The sequence below is a fragment of the Micromonospora sp. NPDC051924 genome (assembly GCF_055586005.1).
This window is the reverse complement of the sequence record NZ_JBVJJA010000009.1, coordinates 86,111-106,786: the sequence shown is the minus strand read 5'-3', so window position 1 is coordinate 106,786 and position 20,676 is coordinate 86,111. Positions and strand designations below refer to the sequence as shown.

General features: G+C 69.1%; 19 protein-coding genes. 11 read left to right on the top strand and 8 right to left on the bottom strand.

Annotation, left to right across the window (positions count from 1 at the left end):
- The first annotated feature begins 149 nt into the window (after positions 1-149).
- On the top strand, positions 150-359 hold the full coding sequence (locus tag ACZ6S5_RS09935) for a hypothetical protein (protein ID WP_465999613.1): 210 nt from the start codon (positions 150-152) through the stop codon (positions 357-359).
- Here ACZ6S5_RS09935 and ACZ6S5_RS09930 read toward each other — a convergent pair.
- The 4 genes from ACZ6S5_RS09930 to ACZ6S5_RS09915 form a co-directional block, all read right to left on the bottom strand.
- Positions 290-496, bottom strand: a complete 207-nt coding sequence (locus ACZ6S5_RS09930) for a hypothetical protein (protein WP_465999612.1) — start codon at positions 494-496, stop codon at positions 290-292. The two genes, ACZ6S5_RS09935 and ACZ6S5_RS09930, sit on opposite strands and share 70 nt — an antisense overlap.
- 5 nt (positions 497-501) lie before the next feature.
- Entirely contained in the window at positions 502-798 is a 297-nt protein-coding gene (locus ACZ6S5_RS09925; RefSeq protein ID WP_465999611.1) for a hypothetical protein, read from the bottom strand.
- The gene (locus ACZ6S5_RS09920) at positions 795-1,079 is read right to left on the bottom strand and encodes a hypothetical protein (protein WP_393359842.1); all 285 of its coding nucleotides are present in this window, start codon (positions 1,077-1,079) and stop codon (positions 795-797) included. The genes ACZ6S5_RS09925 and ACZ6S5_RS09920 overlap by 4 nt, the downstream gene beginning before the upstream one ends.
- Before the next feature lie 89 nt (positions 1,080-1,168).
- Entirely contained in the window at positions 1,169-1,771 is a 603-nt protein-coding gene (locus tag ACZ6S5_RS09915) for a hypothetical protein (RefSeq protein WP_465999610.1), read from the bottom strand.
- A gap of 234 nt (positions 1,772-2,005) precedes the next feature.
- Here ACZ6S5_RS09915 and ACZ6S5_RS09910 point away from each other — a divergent pair, with 234 nt between their 5' ends.
- Positions 2,006-2,293: a hypothetical protein gene (locus tag ACZ6S5_RS09910; protein WP_465999609.1), complete on the top strand. Its 288-nt coding sequence runs from the start codon at positions 2,006-2,008 to the stop codon at positions 2,291-2,293.
- An 80-nt stretch (positions 2,294-2,373) separates the two neighbouring features.
- On the opposite strand, the gene ACZ6S5_RS09905 is transcribed toward ACZ6S5_RS09910, so the two are convergent.
- Together ACZ6S5_RS09905 and ACZ6S5_RS09900 are read right to left on the bottom strand one after the other, a co-directional pair.
- Positions 2,374-3,033, bottom strand: a complete 660-nt coding sequence (locus ACZ6S5_RS09905) for an HNH endonuclease family protein (protein ID WP_465999608.1) — start codon at positions 3,031-3,033, stop codon at positions 2,374-2,376.
- Positions 3,034-3,150: 117 nt separating this feature from the next.
- Positions 3,151-3,387 (bottom strand): hypothetical protein, encoded by a 237-nt coding sequence (locus ACZ6S5_RS09900; protein ID WP_465999607.1) that lies wholly within the window; start codon positions 3,385-3,387, stop codon positions 3,151-3,153.
- A gap of 514 nt (positions 3,388-3,901) precedes the next feature.
- Between ACZ6S5_RS09900 and ACZ6S5_RS09895 the strand changes: the two genes are divergently transcribed.
- The 4 genes from ACZ6S5_RS09895 to ACZ6S5_RS09880 all read left to right on the top strand — a co-directional run bounded on the left by ACZ6S5_RS09895 (position 3,902) and on the right by ACZ6S5_RS09880 (position 10,749).
- On the top strand, positions 3,902-4,096 hold the full coding sequence (locus ACZ6S5_RS09895) for a hypothetical protein (protein ID WP_465999606.1): 195 nt from the start codon (positions 3,902-3,904) through the stop codon (positions 4,094-4,096).
- A complete protein-coding gene (locus ACZ6S5_RS09890) occupies positions 4,093-5,205 on the top strand; it encodes a hypothetical protein (RefSeq protein WP_465999605.1) in 1,113 nt (370 codons plus the stop codon). Before ACZ6S5_RS09895 ends, ACZ6S5_RS09890 begins: the two co-directional genes overlap by 4 nt.
- A 247-nt stretch (positions 5,206-5,452) precedes the next feature.
- On the top strand, positions 5,453-7,933 hold the full coding sequence (locus tag ACZ6S5_RS09885) for a site-specific DNA-methyltransferase (RefSeq protein ID WP_465999604.1): 2,481 nt from the start codon (positions 5,453-5,455) through the stop codon (positions 7,931-7,933).
- Positions 7,933-10,749 carry a DEAD/DEAH box helicase family protein gene (locus ACZ6S5_RS09880; RefSeq protein ID WP_465999603.1) on the top strand — a complete coding sequence of 939 codons (2,817 nt, stop codon included), beginning with the start codon at positions 7,933-7,935 and terminating at the stop codon, positions 10,747-10,749. Before ACZ6S5_RS09885 ends, ACZ6S5_RS09880 begins: the two co-directional genes overlap by 1 nt.
- Positions 10,750-10,894: 145 nt before the next feature.
- On the opposite strand, the gene ACZ6S5_RS09875 is transcribed toward ACZ6S5_RS09880, so the two are convergent.
- A complete protein-coding gene (locus tag ACZ6S5_RS09875) occupies positions 10,895-14,251 on the bottom strand; it encodes a hypothetical protein (RefSeq protein WP_465999602.1) in 3,357 nt (1,118 codons plus the stop codon).
- A gap of 570 nt (positions 14,252-14,821) precedes the next feature.
- Here ACZ6S5_RS09875 and ACZ6S5_RS09870 point away from each other — a divergent pair.
- The 5 genes from ACZ6S5_RS09870 to ACZ6S5_RS09850 are packed head-to-tail and all read left to right on the top strand — an operon-like array spanning position 14,822 to position 19,672.
- Entirely contained in the window at positions 14,822-15,136 is a 315-nt protein-coding gene (locus tag ACZ6S5_RS09870) for a hypothetical protein (RefSeq protein WP_465999601.1), read from the top strand.
- Between the two features lie 3 nt (positions 15,137-15,139).
- Positions 15,140-17,014, top strand: a complete 1,875-nt coding sequence (locus tag ACZ6S5_RS09865; RefSeq protein ID WP_465999600.1) for a hypothetical protein — start codon at positions 15,140-15,142, stop codon at positions 17,012-17,014.
- Complete coding sequence (locus tag ACZ6S5_RS09860; protein WP_465999599.1) at positions 17,011-17,241, top strand: hypothetical protein; 231 nt, start codon at positions 17,011-17,013, stop codon at positions 17,239-17,241. The genes ACZ6S5_RS09865 and ACZ6S5_RS09860 overlap by 4 nt, the downstream gene beginning before the upstream one ends.
- Positions 17,234-17,461, top strand: coding sequence for a hypothetical protein (locus ACZ6S5_RS09855; RefSeq protein WP_465999598.1), 228 nt, complete (start codon positions 17,234-17,236; stop codon positions 17,459-17,461). Before ACZ6S5_RS09860 ends, ACZ6S5_RS09855 begins: the two co-directional genes overlap by 8 nt.
- A 3-nt stretch (positions 17,462-17,464) precedes the next feature.
- Positions 17,465-19,672 carry a phage minor head protein gene (locus ACZ6S5_RS09850; RefSeq protein WP_465999597.1) on the top strand — a complete coding sequence of 736 codons (2,208 nt, stop codon included), beginning with the start codon at positions 17,465-17,467 and terminating at the stop codon, positions 19,670-19,672.
- A 221-nt stretch (positions 19,673-19,893) separates the two neighbouring features.
- On the opposite strand, the gene ACZ6S5_RS09845 is transcribed toward ACZ6S5_RS09850, so the two are convergent.
- A complete protein-coding gene (locus ACZ6S5_RS09845; RefSeq protein WP_465999596.1) occupies positions 19,894-20,670 on the bottom strand; it encodes a DUF4145 domain-containing protein in 777 nt (258 codons plus the stop codon).
- Positions 20,671-20,676: the final 6 nt, after the last annotated feature.

Below are 20,676 nucleotides of genomic sequence, written 5' to 3'. Positions count from 1 at the left end.
CCGCGCTCATCCGGCCCCCCTGCCGCGATCGTGCCGGACCGGCATGGCGCCGCGGGCGCAGATCGGGCAGGGCGAATGGCGCCAGCGCTCTTCTACCTGAACACGGCGGCGGCCCGCGAGCACCACCGCGAGCCGGCAGGCTGGATGGCGTGACCGGGCTTCCTGACGCCGAGCCGCCGGCGACGGTGGTGTTCGAGGTCGCCACCGCGCGGCGGGTCGGCGCGCAGCTGCGCTACAACGGCGGCGTGCGCCTGGCCGAGGTGCGGGTGGCGTACGCGATGCTCACCGGTCAGGCGGCCGGCCGGTCGACGAGGACCTCGACGAGGACGCTGTCGCACCGGTTGCAGCGCAGGTCGTAGCGGGCGGTGTTCTCGGCCAACCCGACGAGCATGAGCGGGTGGTCGTCGTGTCCACGGACGCCCCGGGTGAGCCGGCGCCAGAAGTCGGTGGAGGCGAAGTTGGCTGCCGGCTCGACGAGCCTGGTGGGCTCAGCCACGGGCGTCAGGCCGCCGCTAGGCCGGCGGCCTGGTCGATGGCCCGGTGTAGCTCGGATAGCCGCACGGTGACGGTCGGGTCCTCGGCCGCGGCGGCGCGGGCCCGGGCGTCGACGAGTAGTTGCTTTAGGTACCGGCCTGGGTCGGTGCCCAGTCGGTCGGCCTCGTCCTCGAGCCAGCGCGCCAGATCCTCGCCCGGTCGGATCGAGTACACGGACTTGACCGGCCGCGGCTGGTGCTCGACCTCGCCGGCGGTCCAGTCGACTGGTGCGTTGGCGGCGTTGAGAGCGTCTTCGCGGTTCATCCCCTGCCTCCTGACAGCATCTTCGCCACGGCGTCGCGCTCGTCGCCCTCCAAGCGGCGGGCGCTGACGACGAGGTACTGGTCGTCGCTCTCCTCGATCAGGGTGACCCCGATGATGGAGCCGTTGGGCGCGTGCGCGGCGATGTGCAGCAGCGCCCCGATGTGGCGGCGCACCCGCGGGCGTCCGTGACGTAGGACGTACGAGGCGTCCTGCCAGGCGACGCCGTTCGCGGCGATCGCCCGGTAGCTCTCCTCGTCCCAGCGGAACTGCTCCTCCACCACGCCTCCAGTTTACACGCGTAAACGCAGGTCACTACCGCTCGGCGAAACGGCCCGCCGAGGCCCATGTCCTCCCATTTGTCCGGATCGCGTCAGCGCAGGCCGCGCAGGAAGCCGACCCTGGCGACCGTGACCGTCCATCCCTCGCCCAACACAACGCCCACGGTGCGGGAGATGTGGCGCTCGTAGATCGGCAGGAAGTCGACGTTCTCCTTGCGGGGCACCTTCACCTCGATCTCCCGCGGCCCGGTCATGGTCCACTCGGCCGACTCGGCGACGGGGCGCAGGCGCGGGGCGAACCGCTGCAGCTGGTTGGCGACGCACTCCCGGACCGAGCTGAGGTCGCCCTTCTCGGCGTCGTCGCGCGCCATGTCCCAGGCGCGGCGGCGCGCCTGCGCCTCCATCTCCTTCATCTGCGCCTCCAGCTCGGGCCGCTGCTTGCGCTCGATGTGCTCAGCGACGAGCTTCGTCACCTCCTCCCTCGTGGCGCCGAAATAGACGTCTGCCGTCGCCAACCCGATCCCGCCGGGACGGCCACGAAGGCCGTCGTACGCCACGACCGGGGCGATGTGGCTGGCGTCCTCGGTGTCCGCGATCTCCCTCGGCACATGCCAGCCGATGACGCGGCCGATCAACGGATCCTCGCCGTCGTCGAGGTCCTCAGCGAGCCAGAGCTCGTAACCCTGCGGGATCATGGGTCTCCTCACCGTGCTGCGTCGGGAGTGTCCACCGTGCCATGTGCGCGGCGGATCGGCTGCCCCCGTGCTGCGCACCGCACCGGCGGTCACGCCGTCGGACGGCACCGCTGACGACCAGGTAGTAGCCGGCGGGAGCATGGCCACGAACGCGACCTTCCAGCCCAGGGTGAGCGCCAAGCGGGAACGCGCGAAATTGCCTGGTCATCAGGACAGCCGTCCGATGATCGGTGCATGTGGGAGAAGGTCGACGTGCCGTGCGTCGGAGGTCCGGTCGATGGCCGATCCTTGCTGGTGCCCGTCGACGAGGACGGCGTTCCGCCCGACGTGATCGACCAGAACTGGCTGTGGGTGGAGTTCGGTGGCGAGTTACTCGACGCCGACATGGCCGGCGTCTACGAGCTTGAGCCCCTCGCCGGCGCTGGCCCGCCGTGGATCTATGTCTGGGCGCCAGCGGGCGGCCTTTCGCCGCCGGCCCGCGCCTGGTCAACCGGGCCGGGGACGTTGAAAAGGGCCCGCTGAGCACGACTTGCACGAAAGGGCGCCGCAACCAACCGGGGCAAGCAGCGAGAACCGGCCAGCGCGGCGCCCTTCGGATGCTGTCAGAAGGCCCGGACGACGGTGATGGTGACGTTCGGACAGGAGTTCGCCCAGCTGGTCAGGGCGTTCTTCTCGGCGGTGTCGACGGTGAGCCGCCAGCGGATCTTCGTAGCCACCCACTCGTTGATGTAGCGGCAACGCGCCGAGCTGTAGGGCGGCATCCAGGTGGCGGGGTCCTGGTCGCCCTTGGCCTGGTTGACGTTGTCGGTGACCGCCACGAGGGGCCGGGAGTCGCCGAGGTCGTTGGCGTAGGACTGGCGGCGGCTGGTAGTCCAGTTCCGGGCGCCGGAGTCCCACGCCTCGGCCAGGGGCACCATGTGGTCGATGTCCAGGTCGCTGGTGAGGGTCCAGTAGGCGTTGTCGTAGTAGGAGTACCAGCGACCGCCGGACAGCGAGCAGCCGGAGCCGACGGACGGTTTGGTGGTGGCTTCGGCGATGAGGACCTCGTAGCGGGTGTTGCATCCATCCCCGTCAGCGTCGATCCAGAGCGGGAACAGGCTCCGGTCGTAGCCGGTGCGAACCTCGCTCGCCACCGGCAGGTTCGACACCGCGGTGCGCAGGTAAGCCGAGTAGGTTTCGGCGTAGGCGGGGGCGGCGGTCAGGGCGGTGGTGGCGGTGACGGCGGCCAGCAAGGTGGCGGCCCAGCGCGGGGTACGGGTCACGATCGGCTCTCCCGGTCATCGAAGATAGCGGTACTTCGATATACACAGGTGCCGGCCGGCAGAGCAATGGTCTACAAGCGAACAACGGCAGAACAGCGTTCCGCTGGCGGTGGCTGGTCAGTCCGCCGGATCGGAAACGGGCTGCCGGTACTGGTAGACCTCGAAGTCATCAAACCCGTCGGTCAGGACGTAGACGTGCTCAACCGCGGGCGCCGGGACATCGCTCGGCCCGACGTAGAAACCTGTCTGAGGCAGTTTGACCACCGCCGGCGGGCTGCCGTCGGCGCCCACCTCCACGGGCATCAGTTTCCCGTCGACCGGCCCGCCGCAAAACCATGCCTCTACTGCCGCCATCCGGCCATCGTGCCGCATCCGGCCCCGATAGGGATCGCGCCGGCCAAGACCGGTGCGCAGCAACGGCGCCTAGGCGTGCATGGCTGCGGCTTGTCGCCGACCAGCTCCCAGGCCGATACGGGAACGCGACGATATGCGGGTCGGCGCAGGCCCGCTTGAGGTGGCGTACGGCACGGGGGCTGTTTCCAAGCACGGCGCGGGCATTGGCGTCCCGCAGCCGTCGACCAGCGTCGCGCTCGGTGCAGCGCCACCCCGCCTCTCGCGAGCAGCGCTGTACATCGAAAAACGCCCTCTGGAAAACACCCTCCCGCCGACCACACAGTGTTGCTACTCCTAGTACAGCTATGTGGTCGGCAAGAGGGGATTCCCGCTCAAGATCAAATCCGTGCGGCGGGCCCTCCGATGCGGCACGCTTGGCCCATCGCCGAAGACGGCGAAGGCCCGCGCCGCCGGTGACCCTGGAAAGCTCCGGCAGGCAGGCCCGCACCAGTTACTACCTCTCGGAGCGTGACACATGTGGGGCGGTCCTGACCACCCTCTGCCGCTAGTCCTGCTGATACTGGCGGTCCCGATCTCGCTGGTCACCGCCGCGGTCGTGGTGATCGCGGTGCTGGCCCTGGCGGCCCGCTCGGCGTCGACCCGACGGCACTGCCTGCAGGTGCTGCAGGCCCTGACCCGGTTCGCGCGGGTGCTGCGGAGCCGCGGGTGAGCGCGCCGCATCCGAACGGCGGCGCGCCGAGCACCGGCGAGGAGGGCATCAGTTCTCGTATCGGTCGGCTGGCCCGGCTGCGGAAGGCGCTCGACGGCGAGGATCGAAAACGGCTGCTGGCCGACGCGGTTAGCGAGCGCCTGGCGCACCTGTGGGGCACCGGCGGCCGCGACGGCGCCACCGCGATGGGCCGACGGCCGACGCATGTGCGTGTTCGGCCGGCGTTCATCTATGCCCGCCGCGGCGACAACCACGAGCCAATCGTGCCGCGGCTGCTGCGCACCCAGGGGCTGCAACTGCGCCTGGAGTTGCTGCTGCTGTTCGACGCGCAATGCCGCTACGGGGCCTCCACTATCGTGCGCAACCCGCGCAACATCGTGCGCCGCGCCGACGACAGGTACCCCGGCTGGCGGGAACTGGTGCTCACCGACGTACGGCCGGAGGGGAGCACGGGTCGCGACGGCCGCCCGCCGCGGTCGACGGCGATGCTGCGGCAGCGGCAGATCACCGAGGCGCTGGCCGGCCTCGAGGACCTGCACCTGGTGCGCATTCCGCGCCAGCCGGGCGGCAACCGCCGCTACCGCGACGTCCAGCTGCTGTCGGAGGTCGGCAGCAGCGAGGCGCCGGACTACACCGTGCCGGCCCGGGGCATCGCCATCCCCCAGGAGTTCTTCACCAGCCTGTGGGTGTGGGTGCTGTCCGACGCGGAAATCGCCACGTATCTAATGCTGCTGACGATGCGCGCCCGGCGCCGGCGCAGGCATGAGCAGGGCGGCGTGTTCGTCACCTCCGCAGACCGGGAGGACATGTTCGGCCTGCACCGCGCGACCTGGCGTTCGGCGGACATGCTGTACCGGCTGCGTCTGGTCGACCGGCTGCCCAGCACGGGCCGCAACTTCCGTACGGGGAAGATCGGCGACCCGGGCCAGCACGGCAAGAACGCCCGCAAACCGGTGGTGCGCTACAAGATCAACGACGCGGCGCTACAGGCCAACGCCCTGAGCACAGCGTGGCAGGTGCTCACCGAACCGACTGAGAAGGACCTGATCCGCCGTGAGCGCGGTCCGCTGGCCGAGCAGGCACCGGACTCACTGATCGACGCCTTGTGAGGCACCAGGTGGCCGGCCGGCGTCAAGCCATCCGACCTACGTGCGGGTCGGCGCCGGGCGCGCTCGATGGTGGTCCGCGCTTCGTGTGGGAAGGGGCTGCATCTACGGAGGCGAACCCCAAGGACCGCTGGCGCCGCCCGAGCGGTCTCGTATGTATGGCCGCTCACAGGTACGGTCATCCGGTTAAGGCGGAAAGGCACGTGAGTTGAGCGACGGGGAGTGGATGTAGGTGGCGCGTCGAAGCGGGGTGAACGTCGACAAGACGGTCTTTGTCGACGACTACGAACACGTTGCCGCTAAGCGGACCAATAATCCGCCCGCCGGCCTGGCGCACCTCGACCGCGATGAAACACCGGTACGCCGGCTCGCGTATGACCCGCACCTCGACCCCCAACTCGTGTGGGCCGGCAAGGCCGAGCGGAACCTGGTTGAGGTCCCCGCACCTTCCATCCACGTGCACGAGGAACTGTCCGCGCAGAAGATCGTCGGGTCCGTGCGGCGGCAGCGGCTCCAGCAGCCGCTGTTCGATCTCGACGTGCTCGACCCCGCTGAGGCCGTCGAGTTCTACCAGCACGATCTGAACTGGTCGAACCGGATGATCCTTGGCGACAGCCTGATGGTGCTGACGAGTCTGCTCGACCGTGAGCGCTTGGCTGGCCAGGTCCAGTGCGTGTTCATGGACCCGCCGTACGGCATTAGGTACCAGAGCAACTTCCAACCGACGATTAGCAACCGGGCCGTGAAGGACGGCGACGACGCATCACTGACGCGCGAGCCGGAGATGATCCAGGCGTACCGCGACACGTGGGAACTGGGTGTCCACTCTTACTTGACTTACCTACGGGATCGGTTCGCAGTCGCGCACGAGCTGCTGGCGGACTCCGGTTCGATCTTCGTGCAGATCGGTGAGGAGAACGTTCACCGAGTCCGCACGCTGCTCGACGAGGTCTTCGGCGCCGTGAACTTCGTGACCATGATCAACTATGTCAAGACGTCAAGCAGCACAAGCCCCTTCCTCGGCGGAACGATGGACTACATCGTCTGGTTCGCCAAGGACAAGGACCAGCTGAAGTATCGGCCGCTCTACACCAGCAAGGCTTCAGCGAAGTCGACCGATGACAATTACGCCTGGGTTGAGCTCACTGACGGGACCCGGCGCCGGATGACTGCTGCGGAGAAAACCGGCGCTCAGCCCCTGCCCGCAGGTGCTCGACGGTTCCGGATGGACAACCTGACCTCGCAGTCAATCGGACGCGCCAAGGGAGAGGGCGCCGCGTCGTGGTTCCCCATCACGCTGGATGGCAGGTCCTACACGCCGTCGATGAGTGCGCGATGGAAAACCAACGAGGAGGGGATGACCCGACTGCTCGCTGCGCGTCGCGTCGCAGTCGTAGGGAACACGCCCTCGTATGTGCGTTACCTCGACGACTTTCCGAGCGTGCCGTTGTCGACGGTCTGGGACGACACGGTCACTAGCGGCTTCTCTTCCGAGAAGCGGTACGTCGTACAGAGCCTTCCCAAGGCCATCGCCCGATGCGTCCTCATGTCCACCGATCCCGGCGATCTGGTTCTTGATCCGACGTGTGGCTCCGGCACCACAGCATTCGTCGCCGAGCAGTATGGAAGGCGGTGGATCACCGTGGACACCAGTCGGGTCGCGCTTGCCATCGCCCGGGAGCGCCTGCTCACTGCCCAGTACGATTACTACAGCCTTGTCGACCCGAGCCGGGGAGTCGACGGAGGCCTGCAGTACAAGACCCTCCAGCGAGTGACGCTACGGTCCATCGCCCGGGGTGAGCAATCGGAGCAGGTCGCCCTGTACGACGAGCCCCTCGCGGTGAAGGGGAAGGTCCGGGTGGCTGGGCCGTTCACAGTGGAGGCACTATCGCGCTACGCGGTCAATCCGGCAGACGAGGCGCCGAGCGAGTCGGCGCATGTTGAGGCTGACGCGACGGACCATGTCGGGACACTGCTCGCCGCACTCCAGGCGCAGGGCATCCCGCGCCCGGGCAGCCAGCCGGCGAAGATAGAGTCTCTGACGCCCCTTGCCGCCGCGGGTGCGCTGCAAGCGGAGGGTGTCGCGGACCTCGGCGGAAAGCGTCGCCGGTTCGGCGTCGCGCTGGGCCCGAAGTTCGGCGCGATCACGATGGCACAGGTATCGGATGCGCTGCGCGAGGCTATCGGCTTTGACATGGTGGTGTTTGCCGGGTTCGCGGTGTCCGCCGACGCCCAGGAACGCCTCGCCACCGGCAAGGTCGGCGGAACACGGGTGTCGCTGCTGCTGGCCAACCCAGATCTGCTCGTCGGCGACCTGCTCAAGAACACCAAGGCGTCCCAGACCTTCCGGCTCTACTCCGCGCCCGACGTGAAGATCGAGCAGGGCAAGGACGGGTACCAGGTCATGGTCGAAGGCGTCGACACCTTTGACGCCGCGACCGGCGAGGTCGTCTCCCACGGCCGGACCGGCGTCCAGGCCTGGTTCCTCGACGACGACTACGACGGCACGGTGTTCCGGGTGGCGCAGGCGTTCTTCCCCGTCACCGAAGCGTGGAACAAGCTCCAGGCGGCGCTGCGCGGAACCGTGGACGCCGACCTGCTCGCCGAGCTTCACGGGTGGACATCGCTGCCGTTCGACGCCGGGGAACACAACCGCGTCGCGGTCCGCGTCATCGCCCAGGACGGCAACGCCGCCGAGGTCGTGCTTCCGCTGCCCGGGAGCGGCTCCTGATGGCGAGCGACACGGCTGAGAGCGGTGGCGTCAGCACCGTCATCGAGGGCAACCCCATCATCAACAACGCCTTCGCGGAACCGACGCGCTACTGGCACTTCAGCGGCGTCACCCCAGAGATCCGCGACGGCCGGCGGACTGCGGGCTACCTGGCGCCGTCACCTGACGGCCAACTCAAAATCACCGACGATGTCATCCCACTCGCGCTGGCCAATGACCTTCGGGACCGCGTCCGGCAGTGGCGCGCGGATGGGTACATCGGGGCCACGACGATCACCCGCGACCTGTTCCGGCATTGGTTCGACGACGACCGGGTCGCGTCCGCCACCCGGCCGTTCTTCTGCCAACAGGAGGCCGTCGAGACCATCGTGTTTCTCGTCGAGGCGCCCGACCATCTCAAGGTCGGCGTCGACGTGCCGGGCTCCGGTGAGGCGTATGCGCGCTGGGCGGTGAAGATGGCCACTGGCACCGGCAAGACGATGGTGATGGCCCTGGTCACCACCTGGTCGGGACTGAACAAGGCCGCCAACCGGCAGGACACGCGGTTCGCCGATCAGATCCTCGTCATCGCGCCCAACATCACCGTCCGGGACCGGCTCGCTGGTGCGGGCGGCATCGACCCGACACACCCCGAGTCGCTCTACATCGAGTTCGATCTGATCCCGCCGCAGTACACGACGCTGCTCGGCCAGATCCGCGTCCAGGTGATGAACTGGCATGGGCTCGCGCCCAAGGAGGACCCCAAGCGATCCGTGCTCAAGCGTGGCCGGGAGTCCGATGCCGCGTTCTGTCGGCGCGTCCTCACAGACCTGTCGCCGACCGGTCGGGTCCTTGTCCTCAACGACGAAGCCCATCACGCCTACCGGTTTCCGCCCGACGCGGTCGCCCGTGGTGCGGACGCCGACGAGCTGCGCGAGGCGACCGTGTGGATTGACGGGCTGGAGCGGGTCCACCGCCACCGTGGCGTCCTACGCGCAATCGATCTGTCCGCGACCCCCATGTATCCCGGCATGTTCAAGGACCGGGCATGGACGCCGTTCGAGTGGATCATCAGCGATTTTGCTCTGGTCGACGCGATCGAGTCCGGCCTCGTGAAGATCCCGCGCACGCCGACGGCCGACGATGCCGGCGAGGCCGTGCCTAAGTACCGGAACCTGTGGGAGCACATCCGTAAGACGCTGCCCAAGCGCAACCAGGCCGAGGCCGAGTCGCACCCGATGATGGACTATCTCGCCGAGGCCGATGGGCCGCTCAAGCAGCTCGCCGCCGCGTGGGAGGCCACGTCCACCACATGGGAGCAGGCTGGCCGCGCCGTACCGCCGGCGATGGTCGTCATCGCCCACGACACCACGGTTGCGCGGCTGCTGGAGAAGCACATCGCCGAGCTGGGCGAGGCCTCGCCAATGCTGGTCAACTCGAAGACTGGCGACCGCGTCACCATCCGCATCGACTCGGACGCTCTCGCTAAGGCCGAGGCTGGCCAGGGCAACGGCGTCGCTGAGCAGACTCGCGAGATCGTCGCCACGGTGGGCCGCGTCGGCAAGCCGGGCGAGCAGGTCCGCTGCCTCATCTCCGTCGCCATGCTCAGCGAGGGCTGGGATGCACGCAACGTGACGCAGATCCTTGGCCTTCGAGCGTTCGCGTCCCAGCTCCTGTGCGAGCAGGTCGTGGGTCGCGGCCTGCGTCGCTCAAGCATGAGTGACCTGTCCCAGCCGGAGTTCGTCGACATCTACGGTGTCCCGTTCCAGCTGCTGCCGATGGCGAAGGCCACCGGCGGGAAGCCGAGTCCACCGCCGGACTACACGAACGTGCACACAGTGCGTGACCGACCGGACCTGCGGATTGAGTTCCCACGGCTGGTCCAGGTGGTGCCCGACATCCAGGACATGCTAGATATCGACCTGGACGCGATCGAGCCGATCCGGGTCACGCCCCGATTCGATCCGACCCAGACATGGGTCGAGTTCGACCTCGGCACTCCGCACGCCGGCATGGGCGGCGAGACACAGGACCGGGAGCGCGCCTACGGGAACTTCCGCATCCAGCGGCTCCTGTTCCGCGTTGCTGCTGGGCTGATTCAGCCGTACAAGAAGCCATGGCTGTTTCCGCAGGCGCTCCGCATCGCCCGGCAGGTCATCCGGCCGGTCACGGAGGGCGGCAAGATTGACTACGCGGACGGCGTTGACCCACGCGAGATCTGCAACCTCCGCTACCTGACGGTCATCCGCGAGCGGCTCTCCGCCGCACTGCGGCCGGGCGAGGGACCGGAGCGATTTCTGCCGGCCCTCGACGAGTACCAGCCCATCGGCACCACCGACGGCTTGAACTTCAACTCACCCACTGATCGGTGCGTCCCCGCCGCCAAGAGTCAGCTGTCACACGCCGTCGTCGACTCCGGCCTGGAACGCAAGATCTGCGCCGTGCTGGACGCACACGACGAGGTGCAGGCCTGGGTAAAGAATCACAAGCTGTTCCTGGAAATCCCGTACCTCTACTTCGGCATCACTCACCGCTACCGCCCGGACTTCGTGGTCCGAATGAAGAACGGCCTCACGGTGCTCCTTGAGGGCAAGGGAAATCCTGACGAGAAGGATGACGCCAAAGCGACGGCCGCACGGCGCTGGATTGAGGCCGTCAACACCTGGAACGGCCTCGGCACCTGGATCCACCACATCTGCTACGACCCGGCCACGCTCGACGCAGACCTGAATGCTCTCCACGGGCCCGGTCGGGCGCCTATGGCCGCGGCCGTGACTCTCCCGACACCGTCCGACGGAGAACACGACGAGGACCTTCGCCAGTCAAGCGCGCTCTGACCGACGCACCACGCGATGAGAAGCATGGTCGGCAGTCTGGCGTAGCAACCTGCCCCAGTCGTGGTCCGTGCGAGCGTTGCAGCCGAAGCTCACGTGTGCCTATGCGGGAGGGAGCAGACATGTTCAGCAGCGCCCGTGGCCCGGCTCAGAACGGCGTCGGTCCTGGCACAGGGTCATCGTCGGTGGTGAGCACGGTAGCCAAGGTGTGCGACATGGCGAAGGCGACCCGTGGCTGGTGGGTATAGGCGGCGGGCTCAACGCGTCGAGTGATCATCAGTGGGATCACCCGCCACGGCCCGTGTTCGGGCACGCCACAGGCCGCTGCTGCCAGGTCGACGTGCTGCGAGATCTGCTCGGCTTTCGCGAGCAGCTTGCTGATGTACCCGCCCCGCCGTGTGAACTTCCGGACGTGTCGGCGGAGCGTGCCAGGGCTGTATGCGGCCACCGGGTCTTTTATTTCGCATACCCACAGCCGGCGGGTCGATGCGTCAGCGATCAGCAGGTCGATCTCGCCGAGCGGGTTTCTGATACCGGCTGAGGCCATTTGGTGTTGCTCGAACCGGAACCGGTGCGGAAGCCCGAGTCGGACGATGACGTCGCGGGCCAGCTCCTCGAGTTGGGTGTTGTGCTCCTTCCGATGTTCGGTCATCGCGTCGACGGTCGGCCCCAGGAGCGATGTGGCTGGGTAGGGCAGTCGTGCATGGGCGAGGTAGTCGCCATAGAGTTGCTGCGCTGCCGTGACCTGCCAGGGCAGGATCCACACCCGACCGTCTACCAGCGGCAGGGGCCGAAGCGCGACACGGTGAGCCCGCTGCTCGATCTCCAGGTAGCTGCGATCCCCGGCGACCCGCAGCGCGTCGCCCGTCAGCAGCAGTGTTTCCAGGGCAGCTTTCACCTCCTGCTCCGGCAGGCGTGACCAGGCGATTACCTCGCCGACTAGCTTCTCTCGGTCGACCACGGCCAAGCCGTCGGCGCCGGTGGGCCAGTCCGCCGCCGTGCCGAGCACGGCGGCGACGGCGTCGAATCCTGTACCCCACAGTGCCTTGAGCTGATCGTCGACTACGGCCAGTGCGGGTGGGAGCGCCTCCCGTATTGATCTGAAGTCCGTCGCGACCCGCGTGTGGACGCCCACCTGCGGAACAGCCTGTTCCCCGTCGGGCTGCGACGCAGTCCCGCCGGGATCGGTGCCGGTTGATGGTCGCGACAGCGCGATCCGGTTCCTGCGCAGTGCCTGCTCGTACGCCGCCATGTCGATATCCAGCGAGTCGTCATCGGCTTCCGGCTCATCTGCGGTTCGCCGGGCGGACGCGTTCACGGCGAACGCCCCATCGTCGTCGATCGACACGTCGAGGCCGTGCAGGTCACGGGCGAATCCGTGGTCCAGGCCCGCGATGACCAGCAGCAACTCGGCCAACGCGGCGAGCTCGGCGACGGCGAGCTCATCGACCTTGCGTTCGCCCGCCGGCGGGTAGGCCAGGGCGAGCTCGAACAGCAGCTCCAACGCCCGGCTGGCCATGGCGTTCAGGTCGTCGTCCATGGCGTAGTCGTGCCAGTTCTGCGCCCACTGCCCCGCCAAAGCCTGGTCCAGCTGTCTGTTCCGTGCGTAGCGGGTGGCGTGCGCAGCGTTGAGCCGGCCGGCGACCTCCCACAGCAGCGCCGGGGCGAAGCCCGCGAGTCGGCCGCGCAGCTCCTGCTCGATGGCGGGCACCAGGTAGGTCTGTGCCACTCGATGCGCAGCCTCATCGCGGAAACGCCCCGATGGCGCGTCCCGGCGGCGCACCTCATCGAACACGGCGCGACTGGCGCGGGCCCGCACCGCCGGTGTCCGCGGCAGGGTGTCCACGGGCGTGACGTGCGGGATGCTCTCGCGCAGTGCCGTCAACGTGACTACGGGGCCCACGCCGGCCCAAGCCGCGCGGAACACCTCGAACGGTACGCCTGCGGCCTCCCCCCGCCGGATCCGCAGCGTCTTCACCGCCTCGTGCAAGGCCAGGCCCAGCAGGTCGTGCCCGGCCATTCCGTCCCCGGCGAACTGCTCGAGCACATCCGGTCCGATGGCAGTCGACAGCCCGGCGCGGGCCGCGTCGGTGGCGAGGCGCACCTGGTATCCGTCCGCGTCGTCTGGGGTGCGTTCCTCGATCAGCCGCATGATCAACAGAATGGGCACGCCGTCGGCCAGGCGGAAGTGTTCCGCGACATCGTCGTCCCGGGCAATGCACATCCGCAGGCCGTCGATGAAGCCGAACAATGTGTCCGGGCTCAACCCGAGCCGTTCGGCGTCGGCGAAGTTCACGCAGACCAACAGCGGCGGATCAGCGTTGACCACCGCGGCCTCGCCGCGCGCCGTGGTGAACAGGTCAGCCGATCCATCGTCTCCGAGGCGGGCGTGCGGCCAGTCCACATGCTCTGGCTCGCCGGCAGCCGCCAGGATCGCGTCGGTCCGCTCCCACTGCGCGGCGCGGCGCCAGGTCATGTCACGCGGATACGGGTTGATCTGCAGAGCGGTCGGGTGTTCGGCCGGCGTGAGCGGACCGAGTACACCGTGATCGCGCCATGTCCACCAGACATCGAGGATGTCCAGGAACATGACCTCCTTGAAGCCGTCGTGGCGGCCCAGCTCCTCCAGGAAGCACCCGACGGTCGTCCAGTCGCCGGCCACGTCGTCGAGGATCTCAGCCAGCTCTTCAACGTGGACCAAGACCGTTTTGTCCACGGCGTGAAACCCGACCAGCAAGGGCCCGCCGTAGACGACGACCTTCACCAGCTTTGCGGCCTCCTGGTCGGTCAGCTGTCCGGCGAGATCGTGCCAGCCCTGACCGTGCAAGTATGCAGTCGCTGAGTTGATCGCCCGTCTCAGGGCGCGATGCCCCAAGGCGCTGACCACGGTTACCGCGTGACCATGCCCGACGATGACCGGCGGCCGCGTACTCGACGGCATTGCCAAATCGGCGCGGTCGACGATCTGCTTGGAGAAAAGCGCCGCGGCGTGGGCCAGTGTCAATGCCTGCAGCCGGGCCGCCGCGGCCTGGTCACTCGCGATCCTGCCGGTCAACGCCTCCGTCGCCGCCGCCAGCGTGCTCAAGGTCAGGCAGGCGGGCACTCCAACCGAACCGAGGTCGCCGTTCACCCGGAGTACGGCACCCAGAGCCGGGGCGTGCGGCGCATGCCGGACGGTTAACCGGCGGGCGTCGCGGGTCAGCCACGCCAACGCCGCTGCTGCACGTTTCGGGTGAGTGCACTCCCCGGGCAACGAGTCCGCATCGTCGCTGTTGAGTAGGTCGGCGACCACGGTGACCTCCGCCTCGGCCACCACCGGCTCCACAACCTCGTCGACGGAGTCAGAGTCGAGACCGGTGTCGGCCCAAGCCGGCCCGAGCGCTTCCACTGTCCGGTGCCCGTGCGCCAGGACCACCTCCAGCACGTCGGTGAGCGTGAAACCCATGGCGGCCATGACCGCCGGGTCCACAGCCTGCGCGGTGGCCGCGATCTGGCGCAGCAGCATTACCGGATGCTCATAGTCCCCTGGGTGCACGCGCCGGCGCCGCCCTCCGACAGAGAACCCCACCACCTGCCGTGGATCATTCGGCCACCGCGACATCGCGATCGGCCTTGCAGGCGCGGCCCGCATCGCGACGGACACCAGGCCAGCAAGGTCCGCGGCCCGCGCGACCGCTTCGCCAGCCGGACGGCGGCGAAGCGTTCGCACCCACAGCAGCGACAGGTGGTACTCCCATGGGCGGCACCCCGGTGAATCCATCGCTGCGCCCACGACCGCCAGTAGCGACTCGGCGGTGAACCCAGCCAGCGCCCGATCGATGCCAGTCCACTGAACATCCCCACCACGGCTCATCCGTGCCGCTGCGGCTACCTCACCAGCCCGGTCGTCTCCGCCCGAGTCACCAGCAATCATGCCGCCCATCATGGCCCCGAGGGCCGCTGCTAATCGACCGGGTTAACGCCCCACTTGCATGGCAACCCCGGGCGGAACGTCGAACACCAATTGCGACACCGCAAAGCAGCTACGCCTCGCATCGGCTGTACGGTCGCAATACCTCCGCCTATGCTCATATCCGTGACGGGGCTGATCGAGATCGTGGTGGTGCTCTTCGTCGTCGCCCGCGTGACCAGGCTGGTCACCGCTGACGAGATCACCCGGCGACCCCGAGAAGCGATCGTGAGGCGGCTGCCCGAGGGCAGCGCGTTCGCGTACCTGCTGTTCTGCCGCTGGTGCCTGTCCGTGTGGATCGCCGCGCCGGCTGCCGCCGCCTGGTGGCACCTGTCCGACGTCCCCCGCTGGTCGGGCTACTGGTGGGTCGACGTGCCCACCGTCGCGCTGGCTCTGTCCCACGCGACGTGCCTGCTGGTGCGCGCCGAGTCAGAGGAGTAGCGCATGGCCTGGTGGGGCACGAAGCCCAACGTTGACAGCGCGGTCGGCAAGGCGACCGCGGTCGTCGCGTCGGCGGCGAAGATGCGTTACGAGTCCAGCGGCAGCCTGCGGAAGGTCACCAAGCAGGAGTGGCAGGACGAGGCGTGGCGGCACTACGAGCAGTGCGGCGAGCTGGCGTACCTGGTCGACCTCATCGCAAAGGCGATGGGCCGCGCACGGCTATACATCACGCAGATCGACGAGCAGGGCAGGCCGGTCGAGACACCCGACCAGGCGCCGGCCGGCGTCAACGAGACGTTCCTCGGCGGCCCCGGCCAGCAGGGCGAGCTGCTGCACGACGCCGGGATCCAGCTCGGCGTGCCCGGCGAGTGCTACCTGATCGGCGAGCCGGAGAAGGACAACGCCGGCAACGCGACCGACCGGGAGCGGTGGTTCATCGCCTCCAACGAGGAGCTGCAAGAGCGCGCCGGGAAGTACGTGCTCGACCAGGGCGACGGCCCGCGCGAGCTGGAAGCCGACGAGACGGTCATCGTCCGCATCTGGGCACCGTCGCCGCGCAAGCACGCCCTGCCGAAGTCGCAGGTGCAGGCCAACCGGCGGGTGCTGCGGCTCATCGAGCGGCTGACGCAGTACGTCCAGTCGCAGATCGACTCCCGGCTGGCCGGCGCGGGCATCCTGCTGCTGCCGAACGAGCTGTCGTTCGCCGCCGCCGAGCAGGAGGAGAACGCCGAGGACGGGGTGACGTCGTTCCTGGCGACGCTGACCGAGGCGATGACCACCGCGGTGAAGGACCGCGACTCGGTGGCCGCCCTCGTGCCGATCGTGGTGCAGGGCCCCGCCGAGCACCTGGAAAAGGCCCGGTTGCTCAGCTTCGCCACGGAGCTGTCGGCCACGGTGCCGTCGATGCTGGACGGCGCGATCCGGCGGCTCGCCCTGGGCCTGGACGCCCCGCCGGAGATGCTGCTCGGCATGACGCAGGCGAACCACTGGGGCGCCTGGATGACCGACGAGGCGACCATCAAGTACCACGTCGAGTCGAAGCTGGAGCTGTTCTGCGCGGCGCTCACCCAGCAGATGCTGTGGCCCGCGTTGGAGGGCGCGCCCGGCGTCGCCGACGCGAAGCGCTGGATCGTCTGGTACGACACCAGCGAGCTGACGCAGACCCCGGACAAGGGCGCGGACGCGAAGGACCTGTACGGGCTCGGCGAGCTGTCGGGTGACGCGCTGCGCCGGGAGACCGGCTTCGCCGACGGCGATAAGCCGACCGACGATGAGCGGGAGCTGCGCCGGCTGCTGGAGATCATCCGCACGGTGCCGGCGTCCGGGCCGCTGCTGGTGCAGCGGCTGCTGGAGGTCGCCGGGGTGGCCGTCGACGTCGACCCGGAGGCGTTGAAGCCGGCTTCGGCCCCGGCCGAGCTGCCGCCCGTCGAGCCGCCGGCCGACGAGCAGCCGACGACGGAGGTGCCGACCCCGGGCGACACCGAGGACCGTGGCCCGCCCGAGAAGTCGGCGATCGCCGCCGCGGCGGCCGGGCCGAGCGAGCCTTTCGTTGCGGCGTGTGAGGTGCTGGCGCTGCGGGCGCTGGAGATCGCCGGCAAGCGGGTGCTGGGCCGGGAAAGGTACCGGCACGCCGGGTTGAAGGCGTGGGAGTACCACACGGTGCGGCAGTCCACGCCGACGTCAGTGCCCCGGCTGCTGGACGGCGCATGGGCGGCGGTGCCGGCGGTGGCGACGAAGCTCGGCGTCGACGTGGAGAAGCTGACGGCCGCGCTGACCGCGTATGTCGGCGGGTTGCTGGTGACCGGCGCGCGGCACGACGTCGCCGAGCTGCGTGAGCACCTGGCCGGCACGGTGCGCGGGGAACTGGTGCCGGCATGAGCGCGGTCGTCCTGGTGCCGGATCTGGTGGCCGCCCACGGGTACGCCTGCCAGCGGTCCGGGAGCGGCAAGGGCTGCGAGCGGCTGCGGTGGACGATCTGCCGCACCTGCGGCTGGTGGGGTGACCTGTGGGAGGGCGACCAGCCGCCGCTGACCGACGCCGGCCACGTGTGCGACCCGGAGGTGGTGGCGCGGCACAACCACGCGAGGAGGAAGACCGATGGCTGATCCGGAGAGCGTGACCCTGACCCAGCTGCGCGAGTGTTTCGCGTCGGTGGGTATCGACCTCGGCGGCGATTTCGTGAAGCTGGAGCTGCACGACGACGTGTTGATCCTTGAGCGGCTCATCCGCAGCCCGGCCGGGCTGCCGGTGTCCCGCCCCGACGGCGGTGTGCAGGTCCAGGGCGTGCAGGTCGCCGTGGTCGCCGACCCGCCGGCGGGAGGCTGAGCCGTGGCCGAGCAGGACCCGTGGCTGCCGCTGCGCCTCGACCACGCGGCGCGGGTGCTGGCCGCCGAGCGGCGGGTGCTGCGGGCCGCCCGGAAGGCCCTGCGGACGTGGCTGGCCGACGCGCGGGCGAAGGCGCTGCCGGTCACCGCGGCGGCGCTGCCGCCCGACCCGTCGGCGCTCGCCGGCGCCGGGCAGGCGTGGTTCGAGGCGATGACGGTGCACCTGGTGCCCGCCGTCGACAAGACGTTCCTCGAGGGGGTCGCCGACGCGGGCGGCGACGTCGACCTGCTGCGCGTCGCACAGATGAAGGACGAGTACCTGGCGGCGCTGCCAAACCGGCTGACCGGCGTGCCCGACAGCGCGTGGCAGCAGGTCGTCGCGGCGGTCGCCGAGCTGACCGGCGAGGGCGCGAGCGTGCCGAGGATCCGCGACGCGATCGAGGCGATCCTGGGCGAGCGGTCGTGGGAGGAGCGGGCGGTGACGATCGCCCGGACGGAGACGATCGGCGCGTACAACGCGGGGACCCTGACCGCGTGGCTGACCGCCGAGCAGGCGCTCGACGAGAAGCTGGACAAGGTGTGGGTGGCCACGCACGACGAGCGGACCCGGGACGACCACCGGGACGCCGACGGGCAGCGGGTCGCCCTGGACGGCGTGTTCATGGTCGGCGGGGCGCCGATGCGGTACCCGGGCGACCCGGCGGCGCCGCCTGGGCAGACGGTGAACTGCCGCTGCACGATGATCGAGGTGGAGGCCGGCGAGCCCCTGCCTGCGGTCCCGAAGCACCCATGGGCCCGGCGCGACCGGGCCACCGGGTTGGACATCACGGTGACGGCGGCGGCAGCCGCGAAGGGTGGCAAGCAGATGGCGACGTGGGAGGGGACGCTGGCGCCGCTGGGTGCCAGGTCGGGAGACCGGCGGATCTTCGCGGCGGACGGCGAGTGGTCGTTCCGCGAGCTGCCCCTGGCGCTGCGGTGGGCCCGGGAGGACGCCCCCGGGCACGAGGGCGCGGTGACCATCGGCCGGATCACCGTCGGTGAGGTGCAAAAGACGAAGCTGGTCGGCGCGGGTGACTTCATCGACGCGGTGCCAGAGCTGGGCGAGGCGCTGGAGCTGCTGCGCCAGGGGGTGCTGTTCCCGTCGGTCGACCTCGACGACTTCGAGTTCGTGTTCACCGACGCGGACGGCAAGCCGATCGAGGAGATGACCGACGACGAGTGGGACGCCTTCATGGAGGCCGGCGAGGAGCCGTACATCACGGTGACCAAGGGCCGGGTGATGGCGGTGACGCTCGTCGGAACGCAGGCGTTCATGGAGGCGAAGCTGGCGCTGGTCGACGACGAGCCGGCCGACGGCGAGCCCTCCGATGAGGCTGAGCCCTCCGATAAGGAGGAGGAGCCGGTCACCGCGGCCGGCGCGGCGGCGAAGAGCAAGCAGGTCGCGCCGCTTTACCCGCCGAGGGCGTGGTTCGACGACCCGAGCCTGACCGAGCTGACCCCGATCACGGTGACGGCCGACGGACGGGTGTTCGGGCACCTCGCCGACCGGGACTGCCACCTGTCGTTCCTGACCGGCGGGCAGTGCGTGATGCCGCCCGACGAGGGCGGCTTCGACTGGTTCCACCGGCCGGAAATCCAGACCGCCGAGGGGGAGTTGGTCGCGGTCGGGCACATCACGGCGGCGACCGGGCACGCCGACCTGTCCGCCAGCGCGGCGGCCGCCGTAGAGCACTACGACGACACCGGCACGCAGGTGGCGGTGGTGCGGGCGGGCCGGGACGTTCACGGCACCTGGGTTGCCGGGTCGCTGGTGCCGGAGGCCACCGAGGAGCAGGTGCAGCTGCTGCGCAGGTCGCCGCTGTCGGGGGACTGGCGCTGGATCGGCGGGGCGCGGCAGCTCGTCGCGGCCTTGTGCGTGAACGTCGGCGGGTTCCCGGTGGTGCGGGGCCGCTCGTCGGGCGGGCGGGCATACGCGATGGTCGCTTCCGGCTGGGCCGGCTGGAAGCCGTCGGATCTGGCCGGTCGGCGGGAGACGCGGGCGATGTCGCCGGCCGCCCTCGACGCGACCGTGCGCCGGGCGGTGGCGGCCGGGTTCGCCGCCGAGCGGCAGCGGATCGCCACCGCGGCCAGCGCGGACCGGATCGCCGCGTCGATCGGCCGGGACCGCATGACTCTCGTGGCGGCGATGACCGCCGAGGTGCACGGGAAGTAGGGGAAGAGACAGTGGGGTGCAACTGCGGCGCGAGGCGCCGGGGCGCGACGGTGTGGGTGCTGTCCTACGGGGACGGCCGCGCGGGCGGCGAGTTCGGGTCGAAGACGGACGCGGAGATCGCCGACGTGCGCAAAGGCGGCGGTGGCACGATCCGCCAGGTGCAGAAGTAGAGGTTGATCAGCACGAGCGACTGCGCGGGAGCCTTGCCCGTCACTGCGCTTTCATCGGCGGTCGGGCCCGCGGCGCCTATTAATGCGAGCAGCCCGCCTCAGCAGTGCCTGGGCTGTGTCGTCATACAACAAGTGAATAGCGTGCGCGAAGAGTTCGATCCCGTCCAGCACCACATCGAGGGGTAGGGGACTACTTTCATGGCTCCCCGCGTTGCCTATCCACTTGATCGCCATCAAAAGGTCGCCTACCTCGTCGTTCTCGGCGGCGAATTCCTTGATTCGGCGGTCTGTTGTAAAGCGATACTTCGCGCCTCGCTTGCCTGGAGGAAATCGGCGCACATTTCTAGCATCTAGTAAGCACTCAACCGCAGATCTCATGCGGTTCGCTGCAGCGCTCGTATCGGACAGCAATGCCGAGCTAGCCGACTGCACTAGGGCGCGGACGCCTTCCGGCGTTTTGTCGGGAAACGGTATGACTGGAAAGGCCGGCAAAATATGCCTCACCGAGAAGCCAGCCAGGTGAGGGTCGTCCAGAAAGTCGTCGTCCTGCTCGGGCAAATCAGCGGATCTACTGCTCCAGTTTCCTGCGACCGCGTACTTGTTTCCGCACGGCGTGCGGGGGCAGGCTAATGTGCCGTAGAAGTGCCCTTCCGTCCACCCATCCCAGACCGGATCGCCTAGACGGGCCTCAGTGCTGCTTGCGCTCTCAAAGGTCTGAACGTCGGGTTCTAGTGCGCTCCGCCTACAGCGTGGGCACTGCAACTCGGGCCACTGTTCAAATGGCCCTGCCAGATCGATGAAATTACTTCTTTCGACGTAGTCAGGCATCGTCGC

Coding starts and splice junctions, on each gene's coding strand:
- ACZ6S5_RS09900 (WP_465999607.1), bottom strand. CDS start 3,387: ATGGCGGCAGTAGAGGCATGGTTTTGCGGCGGGCCGGTCGACGGGAAA.
- ACZ6S5_RS09925 (WP_465999611.1), bottom strand. CDS start 798: ATGAACCGCGAAGACGCTCTCAACGCCGCCAACGCACCAGTCGACTGG.
- ACZ6S5_RS09860 (WP_465999599.1), top strand. CDS start 17,011: ATGAGCGCGGTCGTCCTGGTGCCGGATCTGGTGGCCGCCCACGGGTAC.
- ACZ6S5_RS09845 (WP_465999596.1), bottom strand. CDS start 20,670: ATGCCTGACTACGTCGAAAGAAGTAATTTCATCGATCTGGCAGGGCCA.
- ACZ6S5_RS09915 (WP_465999610.1), bottom strand. CDS start 1,771: ATGATCCCGCAGGGTTACGAGCTCTGGCTCGCTGAGGACCTCGACGAC.
- ACZ6S5_RS09895 (WP_465999606.1), top strand. CDS start 3,902: ATGTGGGGCGGTCCTGACCACCCTCTGCCGCTAGTCCTGCTGATACTG.
- ACZ6S5_RS09865 (WP_465999600.1), top strand. CDS start 15,140: ATGGCCTGGTGGGGCACGAAGCCCAACGTTGACAGCGCGGTCGGCAAG.
- ACZ6S5_RS09875 (WP_465999602.1), bottom strand. CDS start 14,251: ATGCTGCTGCGCCAGATCGCGGCCACCGCGCAGGCTGTGGACCCGGCG.
- ACZ6S5_RS09855 (WP_465999598.1), top strand. CDS start 17,234: ATGGCTGATCCGGAGAGCGTGACCCTGACCCAGCTGCGCGAGTGTTTC.
- ACZ6S5_RS09880 (WP_465999603.1), top strand. CDS start 7,933: ATGGCGAGCGACACGGCTGAGAGCGGTGGCGTCAGCACCGTCATCGAG.
- ACZ6S5_RS09910 (WP_465999609.1), top strand. CDS start 2,006: ATGTGGGAGAAGGTCGACGTGCCGTGCGTCGGAGGTCCGGTCGATGGC.